Genomic DNA, 19,039 nt, shown 5'->3' on the forward strand with positions numbered 1-19,039 from the left:
CGTCAGGCTCATAACCTGAAGGTCACAGGTTCAAATCCTGTCCCCGCAACCATCTTGATTTGCAATGCCTCCCCGGAAACCCCCGCGGAGGCTTTTTGCGTTTCTGGACACACGCATAGCTCGAGCATTGACGCAAACTCGCCGCGTAGATTGATCGCAAGGATGCCGTTTTCCGGTTTCAACACGACTCTGTCGATCAGCGAACGGATGCGCTCGAACGCCTGTGAGCGGAGCGCATCATCCTCAAATGCATCGGTCAGCCGTCCGAACCTCTGGCGGTACGTGTTGCCAAGATCTGCATGTAGTAAGTTGGTAGACGTCGGTAGCTTAAATGCGCGTTCAGCTTCGGCAAGCAACGTGCCTCGTCGCTCGGCCCACGCCCTCATTTCCGCAGTGAACATCGAGGCGTCTACACCCTTGAGAATGGCTGCCTTGGCGAGGGCGATCTGCCGGTCGATCTCCATCAATTCGAGATCGCGCTGCTGCTGACTGTCGGTCGCGCTTGCCTCCAGTCGCGCCGTCTCCTTTGCATACTCCTCGAGGAATACCGCGAGCACCTCGTCACGCACCATCCCGTTCGCGAGACCGGATAGGATGCGGGCGTCGAGATCGTCCTGGCGGATGGTCAGACGGTTCCCACAAAAGGCGGGGCCTTTCTTTGATGCCCCCTGACAGCCGAACCGCGTGCGACCAGATTTGGCATAGCTCGAACCGCATTCGCCGCAGGTCATCTTGCCGGATGTCAAATATTTCGGGCGCTGCTGTGCGAAGAGGGGCAGGGCAGGGACGGCGTCCCGGGCTTTCATCGGGCCACGCCGCAGCGACTGTTGGCGGTCCTTGACGCTCTGCCATAACGTGTCGCTGACGATGCGCAGGTCTGGTGCTGCGACCGTGATAGCCTGCTGCTCTTCTGCATTCAGGAACGCATGTCGTTTACCGGTATCGGGATTTTTGCGGTACGTCTGGCGGGCGTAAGCGCGTCTACCGACATAAAGTTGGTTGTTGAGCATGCCAGTACCACGCTCGGCGTTGCCGGTCAGTGTGTTGGGCGTCCATGCAGGTGGATTGCCCGAAGTTGCCCGATCACGTCAACCGCTGCGCGGGGACGATACGCCTTCCTCGTTAAGGCGGCGGACTATGCTGCCGGGCGATATGCCAGCAGCATAGTCTTCGAAGATCCGTACGACGATAGCGGCTTGCGCCGGCGCGATCTGCTGCAGGCCCCTGGTACGTTCACCATTCAGGTCGTAGGCGATGCGTTTCTCATAGCCATATGCCGTGCCGCCGGGATTCTTTCCCATTGCGTGCCGCTTGATCAGAGCATCGCGAGTTTTCAAGCTGGTTGCGGCAATCTGTTCGGCGTTGATCGTTCCCATCATGCTGATTTGCAGCGCCCCGACCTCGCCTTCCTTGCGTGTGACAAGGAGAATGCCGCGGAACTTCAGTCTTTCGTACAGCGAAGCAATGTCCGCCTGGCTTCGCAACACCCGGTCTATCGCATCTGCGAACACTACGTCAACGCCCTCGGTTCCTACCGCGGCAAGTAACGCCTGTAGCCCGGCCCGGTGGATTGTTGCGCCGGACTGTGCACCAACTGTGTAGCAGCCGACCTCGGTCCATTTTCGCTGTGCGAGTTCGCGACGGCACATCGTCAACTGCGTGTCGATCGATAGCGGATCTTGGAGATCCGTCGNCTGTGTAGCAGCCGACCTCGGTCCATTTTCGCTGTGCGAGTTCGCGACGGCACATCGTCAACTGCGTGTCGATCGATAGCGGATCTTGGAGATCCGTCGAATAGCGTGCATACAGCAGTACGCGCATCAGCTTTCCTCAACCTTGTTTCGCTGAACGTTACCGTCTCCATCATGGCCTTCGGCTGTCCTATCTAAAGCAGCTCGTCTTCGGAACTCGGCCCGTGCAAGATCGCGCGCCAGCAGCTTTGATAGCTCGATGGCCAAGCTGCTGGAGCAGCGGAGTGGGGGCGTCGGTTGCACATCACCTAAATAGCCGCCAGCAAGATAGGCCTTCCCGTCCTAGAGAACTAATCGGGAAGTAACCTGTTGCGGAGATTGGTGGAAACTGGAGGAAAGCGGTCGGTTCAGTTTCATGCCGCGACCGGCATAACCGGACGTTCGTTCAGGAGATGCGGTAGAGGGCAGGTGGATCGGTTCGAAGCGGTTAGTGGCTGAGCCGCGATCGGTCCCCGCACCGTAGGCTCGGCGATCTGTCCAGCCGTATCGCGAAGGCCGTCACGCTTTCCAACATATGTTTTTAGCACGACTTTCGTTGATGGTTAGAGCCGTGATTCTGCCGATCGAATAGCTCGCGCTGCTGTGGATGTCGCTGCTAGACAACGCTGTTGCTGTCACTTTTCACGAGCATGCGACAAAGCGGCTTCGCGATGCGCACGACCTCCACGATCGGCTCTTTGCAGCCCCGTGCCACCCAGTCGCGCGCCACCGCCAAAAGGCCGTGCATCGCGCCCGCCTGACAAAGCGGCTCGGTCGCATCGCTGGCCTGCCCTGGCGCCAGCGTATCAGCGATCAGGTCGGCAAAGGCGGCCATCGATCCGGCGAACAGGGCGTCGACCCGCGGATCAATACCGGACAGCTCCAGCAGAAACACGCGGGCGCTTGCCGGATCGTCACGCAGCAGGTCGTAATAGGCGGTGAGAAGTGCTGCCAGCCGGTCCTCTGGCGTGCCCCCTGCCGCGTCGGCGGCCGCGGCGACGCGCTGGGTCACGAAGTGCGTCACCTCGCCGAACGTCGCCAACAGCAGCGCCTCGCTGTTGTCGAACGCCTCGTAGAAATAGCGCGGCGTCAGCCCGGCTGCGCGGCAGACCGCGTTCACCGTCGTGCGGCGGTAGCCCTGTTCGCCATAGAGCATGATCGCTGCGCGGATCAAACGCTCGCGCCGATCGGCGTGGCGCTCGACCGCCGATGCGCCGCCATATCGCCGACCGTCGCGGCTTGCTGTCTCCAACTTCAAGTGATAACTTCCGTTTCCAGATCACCGCGATCATCGTCGCGTCATTCTATCGGAGCATCCCCGCATGGCAACTAGTGCAGCGTCAACCCAGAGCGCGGTCGCAGCCGAGGCGTTCGACGTGCTCATTGTCGGCGCCGGCCTGTCGGGCGTCGACGCCGCCTACCGGATCCAGACCGACTGTCCGGGCAAGAGCTACGCGGTGCTTGAGGCACGCGACGCGATCGGTGGCACCTGGGACCTGTTCCGTTATCCCGGGATCCGCTCCGATTCCGACATGTACACGCTCGGCTTCCCCTTCCGCCCCTGGCCGGGCGACCAGGCGATCGCGGGGGGCGAGGCGATCCGCGACTATATCGTCGATACCGCAGCCGAGTTCGGCATCGACCGCCATATCCGCTTCCAGACCCGCGTCGTCCGCGCCGCCTGGTCCTCCGCTGAAGCACGCTGGACGGTTGAGGTCGAGCGTGCCGGCCGGGCCGAGCGCATGACCTGCCGCTTCCTGTACATGGGCAGCGGCTATTACGACTATGCAGCCGGTTTCACGCCCGCCTTTGCAGGGCTGGCGGACTTCACCGGCCGGGTCGTGCACCCGCAGCACTGGCCTGACGACCTCGACTGGACGGGCAAGCGCGTGGTGGTGATCGGCAGCGGCGCGACCGCGGTGACGCTCGTCCCGTCGCTGGCGGAGAAGGCGGCCCATGTGACGATGCTGCAGCGATCACCCACATACATCGTGTCGCGCCCGTCGCAGGACGGCTTCGCGCGGGCCGCGCATCGTGTGCTGCCCAAATCGCTCGCCGACGCCGCTACAAAGTGGAAGAGCGTCGGCCTGGGCATCGCCACCTACGCCTATGCCCGCAAGAAACCCGATCGGATGAAGGCGCTCATCCTGAAGGGCGTGCGGGCGCAGCTGCCCGACAATTACGAGATTGAACGCGACTTCGAACCCCGCTACGCGCCGTGGGACCAGCGCATCTGCCTCGTCCCCGACGCCGACCTGTTCGAGGCGATGCGCGGCGGCAAGGCGGCGATCGTCACCGACCATATCGCGCGCTTCACCGAAGGCGGCATCGCGCTGGAATCGGGGCGGGAGCTGCCTGCGGACATCGTCGTCACTGCGACCGGCCTCGTCATGCGCCTGTTGGGCGGGGTCGAGCTGGTCGTCGACGGCAAGGTCGTCGATCCCGCCGACCGGCTGATCTACAAGGGCATGAGCCTCAGCGGCGTGCCCAATCTGGCGCTCGCCTTTGGCTATACCAACGCGTCGTGGACGCTGAAATGCGACCTGTCGGCGCGCTATTTCTGCCGGCTGATCCGCCACATGGACACGCACGGCTACACGGCCTGCACGCCGACGCTCGATGATCCGTCGGTCACGGCGGAGCCGATGCTCGGCTTCACCTCCGGCTACGTCCAGCGCGCCAACGCCATCCTGCCGAACCAGGGATCGAAGGCGCCGTGGAAGGTGCACCAGAATTACGCGCTGGACCTCGCCGCGCTAAAATTCGGCAAGCTCGAGGACGGCACGATGCAGTTCGGCAGAGCGGGGCAGGGCGCGAGCGTGGACACCGTGGCCCTGGCGCCGCCAGCCTCCCCGGCGCCGCGTTCCGCCGTACGGGTCGGAACGGTGGCCGCGGCGGCGGCGGTTGCCACCGTCGGCGGCCTGGCGCTTTTCGCTAAGCTGACCGAACGGCGGATCGAGCGGATGGTGCCGGCCGACGGTCGCTTCGTCGAAGTGGACGGGCGCCGGATGCACTATCTGGACCAGGGACAGGGGCCGACGCTGCTGATGATTCATGGGCTGGCCGGACAGATGCGCAACTTCAGCTACGCGCTGCTCGAGCGGCTTGCGACCGATCACCGCGTGATCCTGCTCGACCGACCGGGCTCCGGCTATTCAGCCCCGGGCGGTACAGCAAACGTCCGCGCGCAGGCGGCGCAGGTCGCACGCTTCATCGAGGCGTTGGGGCTGGAGCGGCCACTGGTGGTCGGCCACTCGCTCGGTGGCGCCGTCGCGCTGGCGCTGGCGCTCGACCATCCGGAAGCCGTGAGCGGCCTGGCCTTGATCGCGCCGCTGACCCAGCCGATGGACACTGTGCCGTCCGCGTTCGAGCCGCTCGCCATTATGTCCCCCGTCGCGCGCAAGGCCGTCGCCTGGACGCTCGCGACACCCGCTGCGCTCCTCGCTGGCGAGAAGGGCGCCAAGGCCGCCTTATCGCCCGAGCCCGTCCCCTCCGACTTCGCGGTTCGCGGCGGTGGCGCGCTGGTCGCGCGGCCGGGCAACTTCGAGGCTGCCTCTGCCGACCTCGTCGCTGCCAATGACGACCTGCCCGCCATGGTTGCGCGCTATCCAAACCTGACCGTGCCGGTCGGCATCCTCTACGGCCGGGACGACCGGATCCTCGACCCGCAGGTCCATGGCCGGCGCTTGGCCGACGCGGTGCCGGCAGCGACGCTGACGCTGATCGATGGCGGCCATATGATCCCGGTGACGAGGCCCGACGAGACCGCCGCCTGGATCAGGACACAGGGCGCGACCGTCCGGCGCTGACCGGCTCACTGGAGAAAAGCGCATGGACGAGTTCGACGTGATCGTGGTCGGTGGCGGATCGGGGGGCAGCGCGGTCGCCGGCCGGTTAAGCGAGGACCCGGGTCTGACGGTCTGCCTGATCGAGGCGGGCGGCACCAATGCCGACTGGCGGATCACCACGCCCGGCATGATGGCGGCGGCGCCGAAAGCCTCGAACTGGGCGTTCGAGACCGTCGCGCAAGCCGGGCTCGGCGGGCGCCGCGGGTTCCAGCCGCGCGGCCGGGGCCTTGGCGGGTCGAGCGCGATCAACGCGATGCTCTACGTCCGCGGCAACCGCTGGGATTATGACAATTGGGCGGCGCTGGGCTGTACGGACTGGTCCTATGCGGACGTGCTGCCGTTCTTCCGCGCAACGGAGGACAATGAGGAGGGCACCGACGAGTATCACGGCGTGGGCGGGCCGCTGTCGGTATCGAACCAGCGCCACGTCAATCCGGCGAGCCGCGCATTCGTCGCCGCGGCGGAAAGCCTGCAGATCGCCGCCAATGCCGACTTCAATGGCCCGCGGCAGGACGGCGTCGGCCTGTATCAGGTCACCCAGCGCGGCGGCGAACGGTGGAGCGCGGCGCGCGCCTTTCTCGATCCCGCCCGCAGCCGGCCGAACCTCGACATCCGCACCGGGGCAATGGTCGAGCGCGTCGTCGTCGAGCACGGCCGCGCCACCGGCGTCGTCGTGCGCGACCGTCGTGGTTCCCGCACCTTGCGCGCGCGGGGCGCGGTGGTGATGGCGGGCGGCGCGTTCGGTACGCCGCAGACACTGATGCTGTCGGGCATCGGTCCCGGCGCCCACCTGCGCGACCATGGTATCGACGTGGCGATCGATCGGCCCGCGGTCGGCAGCGACCTGCAGGACCATCCCGACTATGTCTCGACCTTCGCGTCCCCGCGCGGCGACCTCTTCGGCCGTTCGCTCGGCGGCTATTGGCGGACGCTGAAGGCGATTGTCGAGCATCGGCGCCGCCGGACCGGCGCCATGACGACGCCCTATGCCGAGGCCGGCGGCTTCTGGCGGATCGACCCGGACGCGCCGGCCGCTGACATCCAGTGGCATTTCGTCCCCGCCATCCTGGAGGATCACGGTCGCGTCGCGGTAAAGGGTCACGGCTTTTCGGCGCATGTCTGCGTGCTGCGGCCGGAGAGCCGCGGTACGGTGCGGCTGGCGAGCGCAAATGCCGCGGTCGCCCCGTTGATCGACCCCGCCTTCCTGCAGGATCCGCGCGACATCGCGACCCTGCGTGAAGGCGTACGCCTGACCCACCGCATCTGCACGGCGGCCGCGTTGTCGCCGTGGACGCCGGTGGATCGCACCCCCGTCGACCTGCGCGACGACGCGGCGCTCGACGCACTGATCCGATCGCGGGCCGACACCGTCTATCATCCTGTCGGCACCTGCCGGATGGGTTCGGACACGGCCGCGGTGTGCGATCCCCGGCTTCGCGTGAACGGTGTCGCCGGCCTCTACGTCGCCGACGCCTCGGTGATGCCGCGGCTGGTATCGGGCAATACCAACGCGCCCACCATCATGATCGCCGAGCGCTGCGCCCGCTTCATCGCCGAGGATCTGCGCTGAGGGCTGACATCGCCGCGGCATCGCGATAGTCTGCGGCGATGGATAGGAGCGAGCTGGTCCGACGCGGTAGTCATGCCGAACGCCGCGAGGCGACCCGCGCGCGCGTTTTCGCGGCCGCGACCGACGTCATCTACCGCCACGGCTACGCTGCGCTGACGACGACGCGCGCCGCCGAAGAGGCGGGGGTCAGCCGTGGCGCGCTGCAGCAGCAGTTTCCGACCAAGGAGGCCCTCGTCGTCGGCCTCATCGAACATCTCGCCGACGTCATCGACGCGCCGCGCACGGCGCGGCTGCTCGACATTCCCGCCGGCGTCGAGCGCTGGCTGGCGCTGCCCGACGTGGTGTGGGGCGACTCGCAGAGCCCTGCCGCCATCACCTTCCTGGAGATCCAGCTGGCGACGCGCAGCCATCCGTCGTTGGCCGAGCGCATCCAGCCGGTGGCGATGGCGTTGAAGCGCCGCCGCCACGACCTGATCTTCGCGATCGCGCAGGAAGCCGGGATCGACGATCGCGCGGCGGTGGAGGAGATCGTCGAGCACGATACTGCGGCGTTGAACGGTTTCGTCATCGAGTTGATGTTCACCGGCGATCGGCACAGCGTCCTGCGCGGTTTCGAACGCATGAAGCGGCTCTGCTCGGCTTCGGCGGCATCGCTGATCGCGCAGGACCGATGATCGGCAATCATGCTTGACCGCCGATTGTAAACAATGTCTGATCCCTCCCTCGGACAAGGAACCGCCCCACGGAGGCGATCCGCCGAGCGACCGGCCATGAAGGCCGCGACAGGAGAGGATCGACATGACACGCCAGAGCCACGCTTTCGTCAGCACCGCCAGCATCGTGGCGCTCGCCGCGGCTATGGCCTCACCGGCGGCGGCCCAGACCACCGGCGCGGCGCAGGACGGAGCCCCGACCACCGCGCCTGCGTCGCCTGCGACAGCGCCTGACTCCACCGCGCCGGCACCCGCCGGCGTGCCCTCTGCCGATCCGACCGGTTATCCGGCGAGCAACGACATCATCGTCACCGCGCAGCGCCGCTCGGAGTCGCTCCAGCGTGTCCCGATCGCCGTCTCCGCCTTTTCAAACGAGGCACTGGAGCAGCAGCGCATCGACGGCGGCTACGACCTGCAGCGCGTGGTTCCCAACCTCTCGGTGTCTCGCGCAGGCTTCGGCGCCAACAATTTCCAGATCCGCGGCATCGGCTACCAGATCGTCTCGACCACGGGCGAGGCGGGGGTCAGCTTCCACGTCAACAATGCGCCAATCGCGGTGAACCGCCTGTCCGACGCCGAATTCTACGACATTGAGCGCGTCGAGGTGCTGCGCGGGCCACAGGGTACGCTGTACGGGCGCAACGCGACCGGCGGCGTCATCAACGTGCTGACGGCGCAACCCAAGTTCGACAAAGTCGCCGGCTCGCTCAATGCCGAATATGGCAGCTACGATACCCGCAAGCTGAAGGGCTTCATCAACGTGCCGCTCGGTGACGTGGTCGCTGTGCGCGTCGCGGGCAGCTACCTGAAGCGCGACGGATTCCAGCGCAACACGGTGTCCGGCGAGCGGACCGACGGTCGCGATCTCTATTCCCTGCGCGGCACGGTCGCGATCCGCCCCTCCGACGACTTCCGCATGACGCTGATGTACGAGCGGTTCCACGAAGACAGCGACCGCACCGGCGGGCTGAAGCAATTGTGCATCAAGGACCGGGGGCCGACGTCGGTCGGCGGGGTGCCGACCACCGCGCTCCAGCAGCAGCTGCTGTCACGTGGCTGCGGGCTCGGTTCGGTCTTCGACGCCAATGCCAACGGCGCGGTCAACAGCAGTGCGACCTTGCCAGGTACGTTGCTCCTGCTCTCCGGCGTGCTGCCCGGCGACGTCTATCCGCAGGGGACGACGGGTGGCCTGCGCGACGTCCAGTTTCGCCGCCGGCCACAGTACGCGGCGACCAACGACCTCGTGCAGTTGAACGTCGAGGGCGATCTGACGCCGACGCTCCAGCTGTCGTCGCTGTTTAGTTATGCGAACGACCGCGTGTTCAGCCGCATCGGCGATAGCGTCGCTTCGGTCGTGCCGTTCAACACCACGCCCTTCACCCCCGGCGGGGTCTTCACCGATCCGCAGCTGGGCGCGTCGCGCTTTTTCCAGGGCGAGCGGATCGATGACCTGTCGACCAAGCAGCTGAGTGAGGAGATTCGCCTCCAGTCGAGCTTCGCCGGCCCGGTCAACTTCAGCCTTGGTGGGATCTATCTCAACTCGAAACGCCTCAACGACATCTACTTCCCCAGCAACGGCAACACGCTGTACGCGGTGATCCAGAACACGATCAACGCCGCCAATCCGGCCGCGCAGATCGGCATCGACCCCAATGCGGTGCCGACCGGCATCGGGCACAATTACTTCCTCAGCCGCAACCCCTACGTGCTCGACTCGCTCGCCGCATTCGGTGAGGTGTACGTCCAGATCACGCCCGACATTCGACTGACCGGCGGCGCGCGCTACACCAGCGACAATAAGAAGTTCGACGTGCTCTCGACGCAGCTGCTCTCGCCGGGTTCGGGCTTCCCCGCCCGCCTGCGCCAGCAGGCCACGTTCAACAAGCTGACGTGGCGCGCCACGGCCGACTGGCAGGTGACACAGAGCTCATTACTCTACGCGTCCTATTCACGCGGCTACAAGAGCGGCGGGTTCAATCCGCCCGACATCATCGCCACCACACCCACCTACGCGCCCGAAGTCGTGGACGCGTTCGCGATCGGCACCAAGAACCGGTTCTTCGGCAACGCATTGACGCTGAACGCCTCGGCCTTCCACTACGACTATAAGGGATATCAGATCAGCCAGATCAATGCGCTGACCTCGTCCACGACCAATACCGACGCCAAGATCTGGGGCGCCGAGCTGGAGACGGTGGTCGAGCCCGTCCGCAACCTGCGCTTCAACGGCACGGTCGGCTATCTCCACACCAAGATCACCGGTGGCAGCACGGTCGATCCGTTCGACCGGACGCAGGGCAATGCCGCCCTGACGCTGCTGAAGACGCCGCAGACCGCATGCGTTGGGGCCACCGCCGGCGTCGCCGCGCTGGTCCGGGCGACCCAGCTCGGCATCCCAGGCTTGGGGCCGCAGGCGTTGATCGGCGCCTGTCCGACGGCGACGGATGGCGACGGGCTGTTCGCGGGTGCAGGCAATCCGCTGGCGGCGCTTGGCATATCTGTGCCGACTTCGGCGGGCGTACCCGTCGATCTCGACGGCAAGGAACTGCCCAACTCGCCACACTGGACGTTCGGCGGCGGTGCAGAATACGGGATCGAGTTCTCGGCCGGTAATCGGTTGACGCTGCGAGGCGACTATTATCGCACCACGCGGTCGTTCGCGCGCTTTTTCAATTCGCCCTCCGACCGGCTGCGCGGATATGAGAACGTCAATGTCACGCTCACCTTCGACAGCGAGCCGCTTGGTCTCCAGGTGCAGGGATTCGCCAAGAACCTGACCAATCGCGACGTCATCACCGGCTTCTCCGTCCAGTCGGACGCGGTCGGCCTGACGCGAGAAGCGTTCATCAACGATCCGCGCGTCTATGGCGTATCCGTCACCAAGCGGTTCTGAGATGGAGGGCAAGGATCACGCCGCGCGCCTGCTCGATGTCCAGCGCGCGAGCTTCCGCCGGGACGGCGCGCCCGATCTTGCCAAGCGGCTGGATCGGCTGGCGCGGCTGGACAGCCTCGTCCTCGCGCACCACCGCGCGTTCGCCGCGGCGATCGACGAGGATTTCGGCGGCCGCTCGCGCATCGAGACGGGGCTGATGGAGGCAGCGCCCGTGCGCGGCGCGATCCGCCACGCGCGGCGCCACCTGAAGGGCTGGATGAAACCCGAAAAACGCCGGATCGCGCTGACCTTCCAGCCCGGCAGCGCCTGGGTCCGCTACCAGCCAATCGGCGTCGTCGGCATCGTCAGTCCCTGGAACTACCCGCTTCAGCTCGCGCTCTCGCCGCTCGTCGACATTCTCGCTGCGGGCAATCGCGCGATCCTGAAGCCGTCGGAGCTGACGCCGCGCTTCTCCGAACTCCTGGCACGTGCGATCGCCGACGCATTCGCCGAAGAGGAGGTGGCGGTCGTCACCGGTGGCCCTGACGTTGCGGCCGCGTTCACACGGCTACGCTTCGACCATCTGCTGTTCACCGGCTCGACGCGCGTCGGCCGCGAGGTCGCGAAGGCGGCGGCGGCGTCGATGACGCCGGTAACGCTGGAGCTCGGCGGCAAGTCGCCGGCAATCCTGTGCCCCATCGTTGACGTCGCGCGCGCTGCGCGCAGCATCGCCTACGGCAAGTTCGTCAACGCCGGCCAGACCTGCATCGCGCCCGACTACGTCCTCGCGCCCGAGCATCTCGCCCGTCCGCTTGCCGAGGCGGTGCTGGCGGAGGCGGTGCGCGCCTATCCGCGCATTGGCGACAATCCGGACTATACCGCGCTTCTGCCGCTCTCCGCCCGCAGCCGGCTGGACGACGCGGTGAAGCAGGCAGAGGAGGCCGGCGCGATCGTGCTCCGCCACCCCGACAGCGGTGCCGGAGGGCGCTACCCGCCGACGATCGTGCTGGCGCCGCCCACCGCGGGCCTGCTCGCTGCCGACGAGATCTTCGGGCCCGTTTTGCCGATAATTCCTTATCGCACGCTTGATCAGGCGATCGCGCTGGTCGGCGACGGAGAGCACCCGCTGGCCCTGTACTGCTTCGGCGACGTCCGCGCGGAGATCGACGCGGTTCTGTCGCGGACCCAGTCGGGAGGCGTCACGATCAACGGCACGCTTCTCCATATCGCCCAGGAACAGCTGCCCTTCGGCGGCGTCGGGGAAAGCGGCGTCGGCGCCTATCACGGTCACGCCGGCTTCCAGCGGTTCAGTCACGCACGCGCCTTCTTCCGCGCCGGTCGCTTCAACCTGCTGGAACGGCTCGGCCCGCCATATGGCCGCGGCGTCGCGCGCGTGCTGGCATCGCTGCTGCCACGGGGAAAATGACGTTGGCGTCCACGATCCGGGGTTGCACCGCGCTAATCACCGGCCCCGCGAGTGGCATCGGTCCCGCGCTGACGATCGGGCTGTCAGAACGCGAGCTCGGCGAGACGGCGGCGTTCTGCCGCGCTGGCCCGACGATCAGCGGACACCCGCTCGACGTACCCAATGCCCCGGGCGAGCAACAGCGCACGGATCGCTAACGTCTCTAGCCTATTCGGCTTTGTAGCCCCACCCGGACAGCGGGCTATGGGTCGAGTGTCAGGCGGGAAGAATGTGCGGCTGCTGCGTGAATCACGTTACCTCAGCCATGCGCCATGGATGCCGGGCGGCACGCGGTGTGGGATGCGGACAGATGCCACGGGCGGTGCCTCAAAGTTCCGGGCATCCAGTATCTCCAGCGCGGTGGTGTGCCCCCCGGCGTCGATCACGAGCCCAATGAGCCAGCCATCACCCTCGCCAGCATCCGGCGAGCGCGGCACGAACACGAACTCGCCCGCGATGCGTCCCGGTCCGAAATCGTGTAGCCGTCGCGTGTCATCCTCTAAATCGTGCCTGATAAGCGGCGCCTCTCCAACCAGCGTTTCCGTCATCTGTTCGGGCAGGCCGAGCGCATAGATATAGCGGTAGGGGCGGCCGGTTCGCCGCTCGTCTATCGTCGGCAGTTCCTGTGGCGAGGGGTCGATCGCGCGCTGATCCACCGATCCGGTCAAAGGGTCGATCGTCCATCGCTCGAGGCCGCGCGGCTGCTCGTCCGGTGCCAGGTTGTCGCCGGCGAACATGCGATCGTACGCGACCACGTCGAGCGCCACGCTTCCGTCCGGCAGATCATGAGCGTTGGCGGTGTGGAACACGAAGCAGGGATCGAGCGGGAACCACAGGATATCCTCCGCCTCGCCGTCGCGCGGCAGCAGCCCGATCCGGGCCGGATGCTTCTCGTTCCACCGATAGGGAAAGCCGTGCCCCGCCAGCACCGTGCGCATCGACAGGGTAAGGGGCAGGTCCATGACGACGACGTAGCGCTGCGTGATCGCGCAGTCGTGGATCAGCGGCCCGTGCGACACCGGGATCGTCACCGATCGTCGTACCCGGCCGGCGACATCGACGACGTTGTAGCGAATGCGCTTGGGGTCGGTCGCCTCGTAACACAGTGCGTGCAACTCGCCGGTCGCCGGGTCGCGGCGCGGATGGGCGGTGAACGAGCCGGGCAGGGTGCCGCCGAAATCATCGTAGCGCTGCGTCTCCAGATGCTCGTCGAAGCGGACCGGCGTGCTGCCGGCTTCGACCAGCGCCCAGCCACTGCCGGCATGGTCCAGCACGCTTGTGTTGACGGTATCGAAGATGTGCCGTGGCCCCGGTGCCGCCGGCACATGCCTGGCTGCCGCGACATCGGTCGATCGGATCCAGCGATTTCGATACCACCGGGCTCGCCCGTCCTGGAGGCGGATGCCGTGCAGCATCCCGTCGCCGGTGAAGAAGTGGTAGGAGCGTGGGTCGGCGTCGGCGGGGTTTGGTCCGATGCGAACGTAGCGGCCGTCGAGCTCGGGCGGGATGATACCCTCGACATCGAGGTCTGTGAGGGTCAGCTCCTCAGTCATCGGCTCGTGAATGCCGGTAAGCAGCGGATGCGGCGCATCGCGGGGCGGCAGGCGGCTCTTGTTGAACGCGGCGATGCCGGTGACGATCGGCGAGGCGATTGCGCCGATGACGTTGTCGATCGACTGCTCGACCCGGCTGGCGAACGTCGGACGCCGAGTGACCGTCACGATGGCGTTACGGTCTGGATGACGTCGAAGCCTTCGAAGCGAGGCGGCGCCAGGTATAGCGGCTTGTGGTCGCCCGCGCTTCGATGAGCCGCGCGAAACGCCTCGGACCTGGTCCAATTCTCGAAGTCCCCGCGCGACAGCCACACGGTATGCGACGAATAGAGGACGTGATCGTCGGCCGCCGGCCCGCGCAGCATGTGGAACTCGACGAACCCCGGGACGCCGGCAAGGAAAGAGTCGCGCGACAGCCAGACCTGCTCGAACGCATCCTCGTTACCGGGAATTACCTGAAATCGGTTCATGGCGATGAACATGGGGGCAAGCTCCTGCGTCAACTGGGCAGGCCTAAGGTGGGGTAGAGTGGGAAGGGATGCGAGCGCGATGCCTCCCTATAAAAAATGAACGCGTCATCTGAACGAATGTTCGAAAGCGGAAGGCGATCAAGGTGAGCTGAGCTTAAGGTTCTGGGTCCAGTTCGCGGAAGTGGTAATTCAGCGGGCGACGAGGAGGGGCGCGCCGCCGTCAAGCGAGACATGGGCGTCGATGTCGGTGTGCACCAGCACCAGCCCGGGCACCGCAAAGCTGATATGCACGCCATCGATCCGCTCGAACGTTGGCATCTTCTGAAAGTTGATCGGGCGACCGGCGATTATTGCGTAAAGGCCGTCTCCGCCCGCTCGCCATAAACCATTGGCAGTCGCTGCCAGAGTGTAGAAGGGCACCGTCTCAAAAGGCAGCGTCAGTGGATCGGCAGGCCAGCTCGTCTGCATAGCGTGCGGTTTGTAGTAGAGTCGTGGGACCTTGTCGCCGCATGCCTCAACCACCTGTCCGCTGGGGAAGAAGTGAACTAGACCTACGGTGGCTACGACGCAGCGGGACGGCCAGGGACGGGGCCCACGCCGTTGATTGGCCCGCCGAGCCCGGGCACTTCGTTTACTGTGCCCGTGATGGTATCGATGCGCTTGGGGCCGGCGCCCCACTCGCCCTTTGCGAGCCCCACGAATAGCGTCGTGCCGGTATCGAAGGGTGCCATTCGCACGATGGGACCGGTGAGCGGCGTCGAGAGAGTGATGACGCGCTCTCGCCCGCCCGCGCTGACCATGAGGCGGTTCCGGCTGACCGCGATCATCCGCTGTTCGGTGCAGCTCAGAGCCTGAACCGCTTCCCCGTGAGATCCAGGCGTTCCATCGCGTACCAAAACCGTTGCTTGAGGTGGGACAGTTGGCCATCCGCGTCGAGAATAATTAGTGCGGTGCCCGCGACACAGATGTCGGCCACCGGTCCGGACGTTGCCTCGGTACGGCGGTTAATCTCCCCCGGTGCGACGCTCGAAAGCGTGCCGCTCTCCGTGAGCAGCCATAAGCGATCGGCGGCCCAGGCCGCGCGCTTAATGAAGCGGTCCTGTCCGAGCTGCCCTCCCTCTGAAGTTGGAGCTACAGAACTCGTCGCCGCACGCACTGCCGTCTGATCCTCGCGCAAGGGCGCCGGAGCCTCAAGCTCGGCTGGAACACGGAAGCGCGTCGATGGGATGGCGGTGCTGCTGATCGAGACCAGCTGTGAGCAAAAAGGTCGGTTGGAGCGCCTTGCACGATCACTTCGCGGAAACTCACCCGTTTCGGACTGTCTGCGCCGGGAAAGCTGCTCTCTTGCATGGCCGCGAGGCGCTGGTGGCCGATGGCGAGCCTTGTCAGTGACGGATCGCGGCTGATGACCAGCGGCATGGCACTGGAATGGTGGCGAGCATCGCCGATGAAGTAGCGAATGCCCTTCCGGCCGTTGATCGAGACGGTGTCGACCGGGAACCAAGGTTGCATGATCTCCGACGCGGGACGCATGCCGGCGCAATTGGCAGCGGTGTCCGCCGTCCGGGCGACCGTCGGGCCACCCGGCCCGGGTCTGACCTTATAACCCTAGCCGTTTGTCCAAAGATAGTAGCCGCGATCGTCGCTTTCAGCTCGAACGTCGCCGTTAGACGCAAGGCCTATTGTAAGCGCGCCCGCCGCGCCAGGCCTCTGGTAGATCGCCGTTGCGTCCGCGCCCGCTTGGGTGGGCGCGAGCGCGAGCAGCGCGACGCCTAAATTCGATGAATATCGTACCATCTGACGGCCGCCTCTGTGTGAACCATCATAGTACGCGCTTGCCTCGCAGAAGGAGAGGGCAACAACGATCCCGGTCAAGGCCGAACGAACGTCTGCGGGTGGGGAGGGCGCTGCCGACCCCGAGCGTCTGGAACTGAGACTTATATACCCAGCCGTCGGATCCGGTGCACAGGTAGCAAATTTCGACCGGGATCGCCCTAGAATGCCATGCTGTGCAAGGGGCGAGGCATTAGAGGGGCAGTTACGCCTGGAACAACGCTATGACCGCATCAATAGCGGCCGCATACGCCGTTGAAGGCGATGGCCACCAGTAATGGACGGATCAGGGTCTGTCTCACAGCCAGGGTCAGTGGCAGATAAGCCGCGCGACGCCGGAAACTTGTCCAGATCATCACGGCCTATCTGCCCACCAACCTAGCTTACGTCGCCTGGTTCGACGAGACAGGCTTGGCCGTGACGTCAAAGCGGTCGGCGTTCATGACCTTGACCCAGGCACGGATGAAGTCGCGAACGAACTTCTTCTCGTGACCATTTTCCGCATAGACCTCGGCCGTCGCGCGCAACTGCGAGTTCGAGCCAAAGATCAGGTCGGTGCGCGTCGCCTGCCACTTCTTCTCGCGACCGCCACGATCATAGCCGATGAACTTTTCGTCGCTCGACGTATCGACCAGATCCCAGAACGTGTCGTTGTCGAGCAGGTTGACGAAGAAGTCGTTCGTCAGCTGCCCCGGACGCTCGGTGAGTACGCCATCGGGCGCATCACCGAAGTTGGCGCCGAGCACGCGCAGGCCACCAACCAGCACCGTCATTTCCGGCGCGGACAGGCCGAGCAGCGAGGCCTTGTCGAGCAGCAGCTCCTCGGTCTTCACCGGGTGACGCGTCTTCAGGTAGTTGCGGAACCCGTCGGCCTGCGGCTCCATCCACACGAAGCTCTCGACATCGGTCCAGTCCTGCGTCGCGTCGCCGCGGCCGCCGAGGAACGGGACCGTCACGTCGTGACCTGCATCGCGCGCTGCCTTCTCGACCGCTGCCGAACCCGCCAGCACGATTGCGTCGGCGAGGGACATGCTGCCCCGCAACGCGTTCAGCTTGGCCAATACCTGGCTGAGCTGCTCGGGCTCGTTGACCGGCCAGTCCTTCTGCGGCGCGAGCGCGATCCGTGCGCCGTTTGCACCACCGCGATGGTCAGACCGGCGATAGCTAGATGCCGACGCCCAAGCCGTCTTGACCAGCTGGCCGATCGTCAGCCCGCTTGCCAGCACGGCGTCCTTGAACGCCGCGACGTCGGCGTCCGACGGTGCGGTGCCTTCCGGAACGGGATCCTGCCAGATCAGCGTCTCATCGGGAACCTCGGGTCCGAGATAGCGGACCTTGGGCCCCATGTCGCGGTGCGTCAGCTTGAACCAGGCGCGCGCGAACGCGTCGTCGAGCGCGGACTGGTCGTCGCGGAACCGGAGCGCGATCTCGCGGAACTCGGGGTCGACCTTCAGCGCCATGTCCGCGGTGGTCATCATCGTCGGCACGCGCTTGCTGGGGTCGCGTGCGTCGGGTGCCATGTCCTCCGGCTCCGGGTTGACCGGCTGCCACTGCTTGGCACCGGCCGGGCTCTCGGTCAGCTCATACTCGTACTTGAACAGCAGACGCAGATAGTCGCCGGTCCACTTGGTCGGGTTGTTCGACCATGCGCCCTCGATCCCCGAGGTCGTGATATGGCCCTGGCCGATCTCCTCGCTGTCGGTCAGCCAGCCGAGGCCCTGCATATGAACCGACTCCGAGGACGGGCTCTTGAAGTGCGGCGCGGGCTTGGCACCGTGCGCCTTGCCGAAGGCGTGGCCGCCCGCGGTCAGCGCAACGGTTTCCTCGGAGTTCATCGCCATCCGCTGGAACGTCGCCTTCATGTCGCGCGCGGACTTGAGCGCGTCGGGCTCACCGCCCGGGCCCTCGGGGTTGACGTAGATGAGGCCCATCTGGATTGCGGCCAGCGGCCCTTCGAGCTCAGGCATGTCCTCGCTGATACGCGTCTGCGCACCCTCGTTGACCCAGAGTTCCTCTGCGCCCCAGAACGTATCGCCCTCGGAGGCGAAGACGTCCTTGCGGCCGCCGGCGAAGCCGAACACCGGGCCACCCATGCTCTCGATCGCGACGTTGCCGGCGAGAATGAAGAGGTCGGCCCAGCTGATGTTCTTGCCGTATTTCTGCTTGAGCGGCCACAGCAGGCGACGCGCCTTGTCGAGATTGCCGTTGTCCGGCCACGAATTGAGCGGCTCGAAGCGCTGCTGACCCGACGACGACCCGCCGCGGCCGTCGGTCACCCGGTAGGTACCAGCGGCGTGCCATGCCATGCGGATCATGAACGGGCCATAATGGCCATAATCGGCAGGCCACCAGGCCTTGCTGTCGGTCATCAGCGCGGTCAGGTCTGCCTTGAGCGCGGCATAGTCCAGCTGCTTGAACGACTCGGCATAGTCGAACTCCTCGCCCATCGGGTCGGGAGAGACGCCGTGCTGATGCAGCATGTCGATCGGCAGCGCATCGGGCCACCAATCCTTGTTCGTGCGACCCAGCAGCGAACGGGCCTTAACCTCGCCGCCACCCTGGGGGCCCATCGGGCAACCGCTTGCCTTAGGCTGTTCGTAATCGGCCATCTTGGCGTCCTCTCTCAATGAGTTTTACCATCGTGCTGGCAAGATGCCGGATCCACCGTATATTTGTCCAATCGATTATTCGGGAGAGAGCCATCATCTGAGTCGATCACAGGCCAGAGACTTCACCCTGTCAGTGAGTCACACCGAACGTTGCGTTCGCGCAACGCGTTGCATCCCAATCGACCGTTCAAGTTCACCAGCGCTATGCTTCAATTCCCGGCAGCGTGAGACCAAAGGAGCATGGGGGTTGTAAGGTCAGCCTGACGTGCAACATGATGCCGATGCGCCTCATTCTTCCTCTGCTCATCGTCCTTGCCGCCTGCGACGGACCAGCATCGTCTGCGGGTTCAACTAGCCCGAACCCAGTTGCGAGGTC

Annotated in this window: 13 protein-coding genes and 1 pseudogene; 6 read left to right on the forward strand and 8 right to left on the reverse strand. The window is 65.6% G+C overall.

The features are described from left to right. Positions 1-8: 8 nt before the first annotated feature. The 3 genes and pseudogenes from ASE72_RS13560 to ASE72_RS13570 form a co-directional block, all read right to left on the reverse strand. Complete coding sequence (locus tag ASE72_RS13560; RefSeq protein WP_327196491.1) at positions 9-806, reverse strand: zinc ribbon domain-containing protein; 798 nt, start codon at positions 804-806, stop codon at positions 9-11. A 36-nt stretch (positions 807-842) separates the two neighbouring features. After that, a pseudogene (locus ASE72_RS21100) lies at positions 843-1,667 on the reverse strand (recombinase family protein); the annotation flags it as partial. A 679-nt stretch (positions 1,668-2,346) separates the two neighbouring features. Beyond that, the gene (locus ASE72_RS13570; RefSeq protein WP_327196481.1) at positions 2,347-2,988 is read right to left on the reverse strand and encodes a TetR/AcrR family transcriptional regulator; all 642 of its coding nucleotides are present in this window, start codon (positions 2,986-2,988) and stop codon (positions 2,347-2,349) included. A gap of 64 nt (positions 2,989-3,052) precedes the next feature. Here ASE72_RS13570 and ASE72_RS21105 point away from each other — a divergent pair, with 64 nt between their 5' ends. The 6 genes from ASE72_RS21105 to ASE72_RS13600 all read left to right on the forward strand — a co-directional run bounded on the left by ASE72_RS21105 (position 3,053) and on the right by ASE72_RS13600 (position 12,356). After that, a complete protein-coding gene (locus ASE72_RS21105; RefSeq protein ID WP_162235478.1) occupies positions 3,053-5,539 on the forward strand; it encodes an alpha/beta fold hydrolase in 2,487 nt (828 codons plus the stop codon). Positions 5,540-5,561: 22 nt separating this feature from the next. Further along, a complete protein-coding gene (locus ASE72_RS13580) occupies positions 5,562-7,148 on the forward strand; it encodes a GMC family oxidoreductase (RefSeq protein WP_056022416.1) in 1,587 nt (528 codons plus the stop codon). Between the two features lie 38 nt (positions 7,149-7,186). Beyond that, the gene (locus tag ASE72_RS13585) at positions 7,187-7,822 is read left to right on the forward strand and encodes a TetR/AcrR family transcriptional regulator (RefSeq protein ID WP_056022419.1); all 636 of its coding nucleotides are present in this window, start codon (positions 7,187-7,189) and stop codon (positions 7,820-7,822) included. Between the two features lie 124 nt (positions 7,823-7,946). Then, on the forward strand, positions 7,947-10,754 hold the full coding sequence (locus ASE72_RS13590; RefSeq protein WP_056022422.1) for a TonB-dependent receptor: 2,808 nt from the start codon (positions 7,947-7,949) through the stop codon (positions 10,752-10,754). A 1-nt stretch (position 10,755) separates the two neighbouring features. After that, positions 10,756-12,159: a coniferyl aldehyde dehydrogenase gene (locus ASE72_RS13595; protein WP_056022424.1), complete on the forward strand. Its 1,404-nt coding sequence runs from the start codon at positions 10,756-10,758 to the stop codon at positions 12,157-12,159. A 2-nt stretch (positions 12,160-12,161) separates the two neighbouring features. Then, positions 12,162-12,356, forward strand: coding sequence for a hypothetical protein (locus ASE72_RS13600; protein WP_156350488.1), 195 nt, complete (start codon positions 12,162-12,164; stop codon positions 12,354-12,356). Between the two features lie 96 nt (positions 12,357-12,452). Here ASE72_RS13600 and ASE72_RS13605 read toward each other — a convergent pair whose 3' ends face one another. From ASE72_RS13605 to katG, 5 genes are all read right to left on the reverse strand, one after another. Further along, positions 12,453-13,919: an 8'-apo-carotenoid 13,14-cleaving dioxygenase gene (locus ASE72_RS13605; RefSeq protein ID WP_235532362.1), complete on the reverse strand. Its 1,467-nt coding sequence runs from the start codon at positions 13,917-13,919 to the stop codon at positions 12,453-12,455. Further along, positions 13,916-14,233, reverse strand: coding sequence for an antibiotic biosynthesis monooxygenase family protein (locus tag ASE72_RS13610; RefSeq protein ID WP_056022430.1), 318 nt, complete (start codon positions 14,231-14,233; stop codon positions 13,916-13,918). The genes ASE72_RS13605 and ASE72_RS13610 overlap by 4 nt, the downstream gene beginning before the upstream one ends. Before the next feature lie 177 nt (positions 14,234-14,410). Beyond that, the gene (locus ASE72_RS20305; protein ID WP_156350490.1) at positions 14,411-14,689 is read right to left on the reverse strand and encodes a hypothetical protein; all 279 of its coding nucleotides are present in this window, start codon (positions 14,687-14,689) and stop codon (positions 14,411-14,413) included. 376 nt (positions 14,690-15,065) lie between these two features. Further along, entirely contained in the window at positions 15,066-15,398 is a 333-nt protein-coding gene (locus tag ASE72_RS13620; protein ID WP_056022435.1) for a hypothetical protein, read from the reverse strand. 1,039 nt (positions 15,399-16,437) lie between these two features. Then, positions 16,438-18,663 carry a catalase/peroxidase HPI gene (gene katG, locus ASE72_RS13625; protein ID WP_056022439.1) on the reverse strand — a complete coding sequence of 742 codons (2,226 nt, stop codon included), beginning with the start codon at positions 18,661-18,663 and terminating at the stop codon, positions 16,438-16,440. Positions 18,664-19,039 lie beyond the last annotated feature (376 nt).

The organism is Sphingomonas sp. Leaf20 (assembly GCF_001421535.1).
In the GTDB taxonomy this organism is placed as follows: domain Bacteria; phylum Pseudomonadota; class Alphaproteobacteria; order Sphingomonadales; family Sphingomonadaceae; genus Sphingomonas.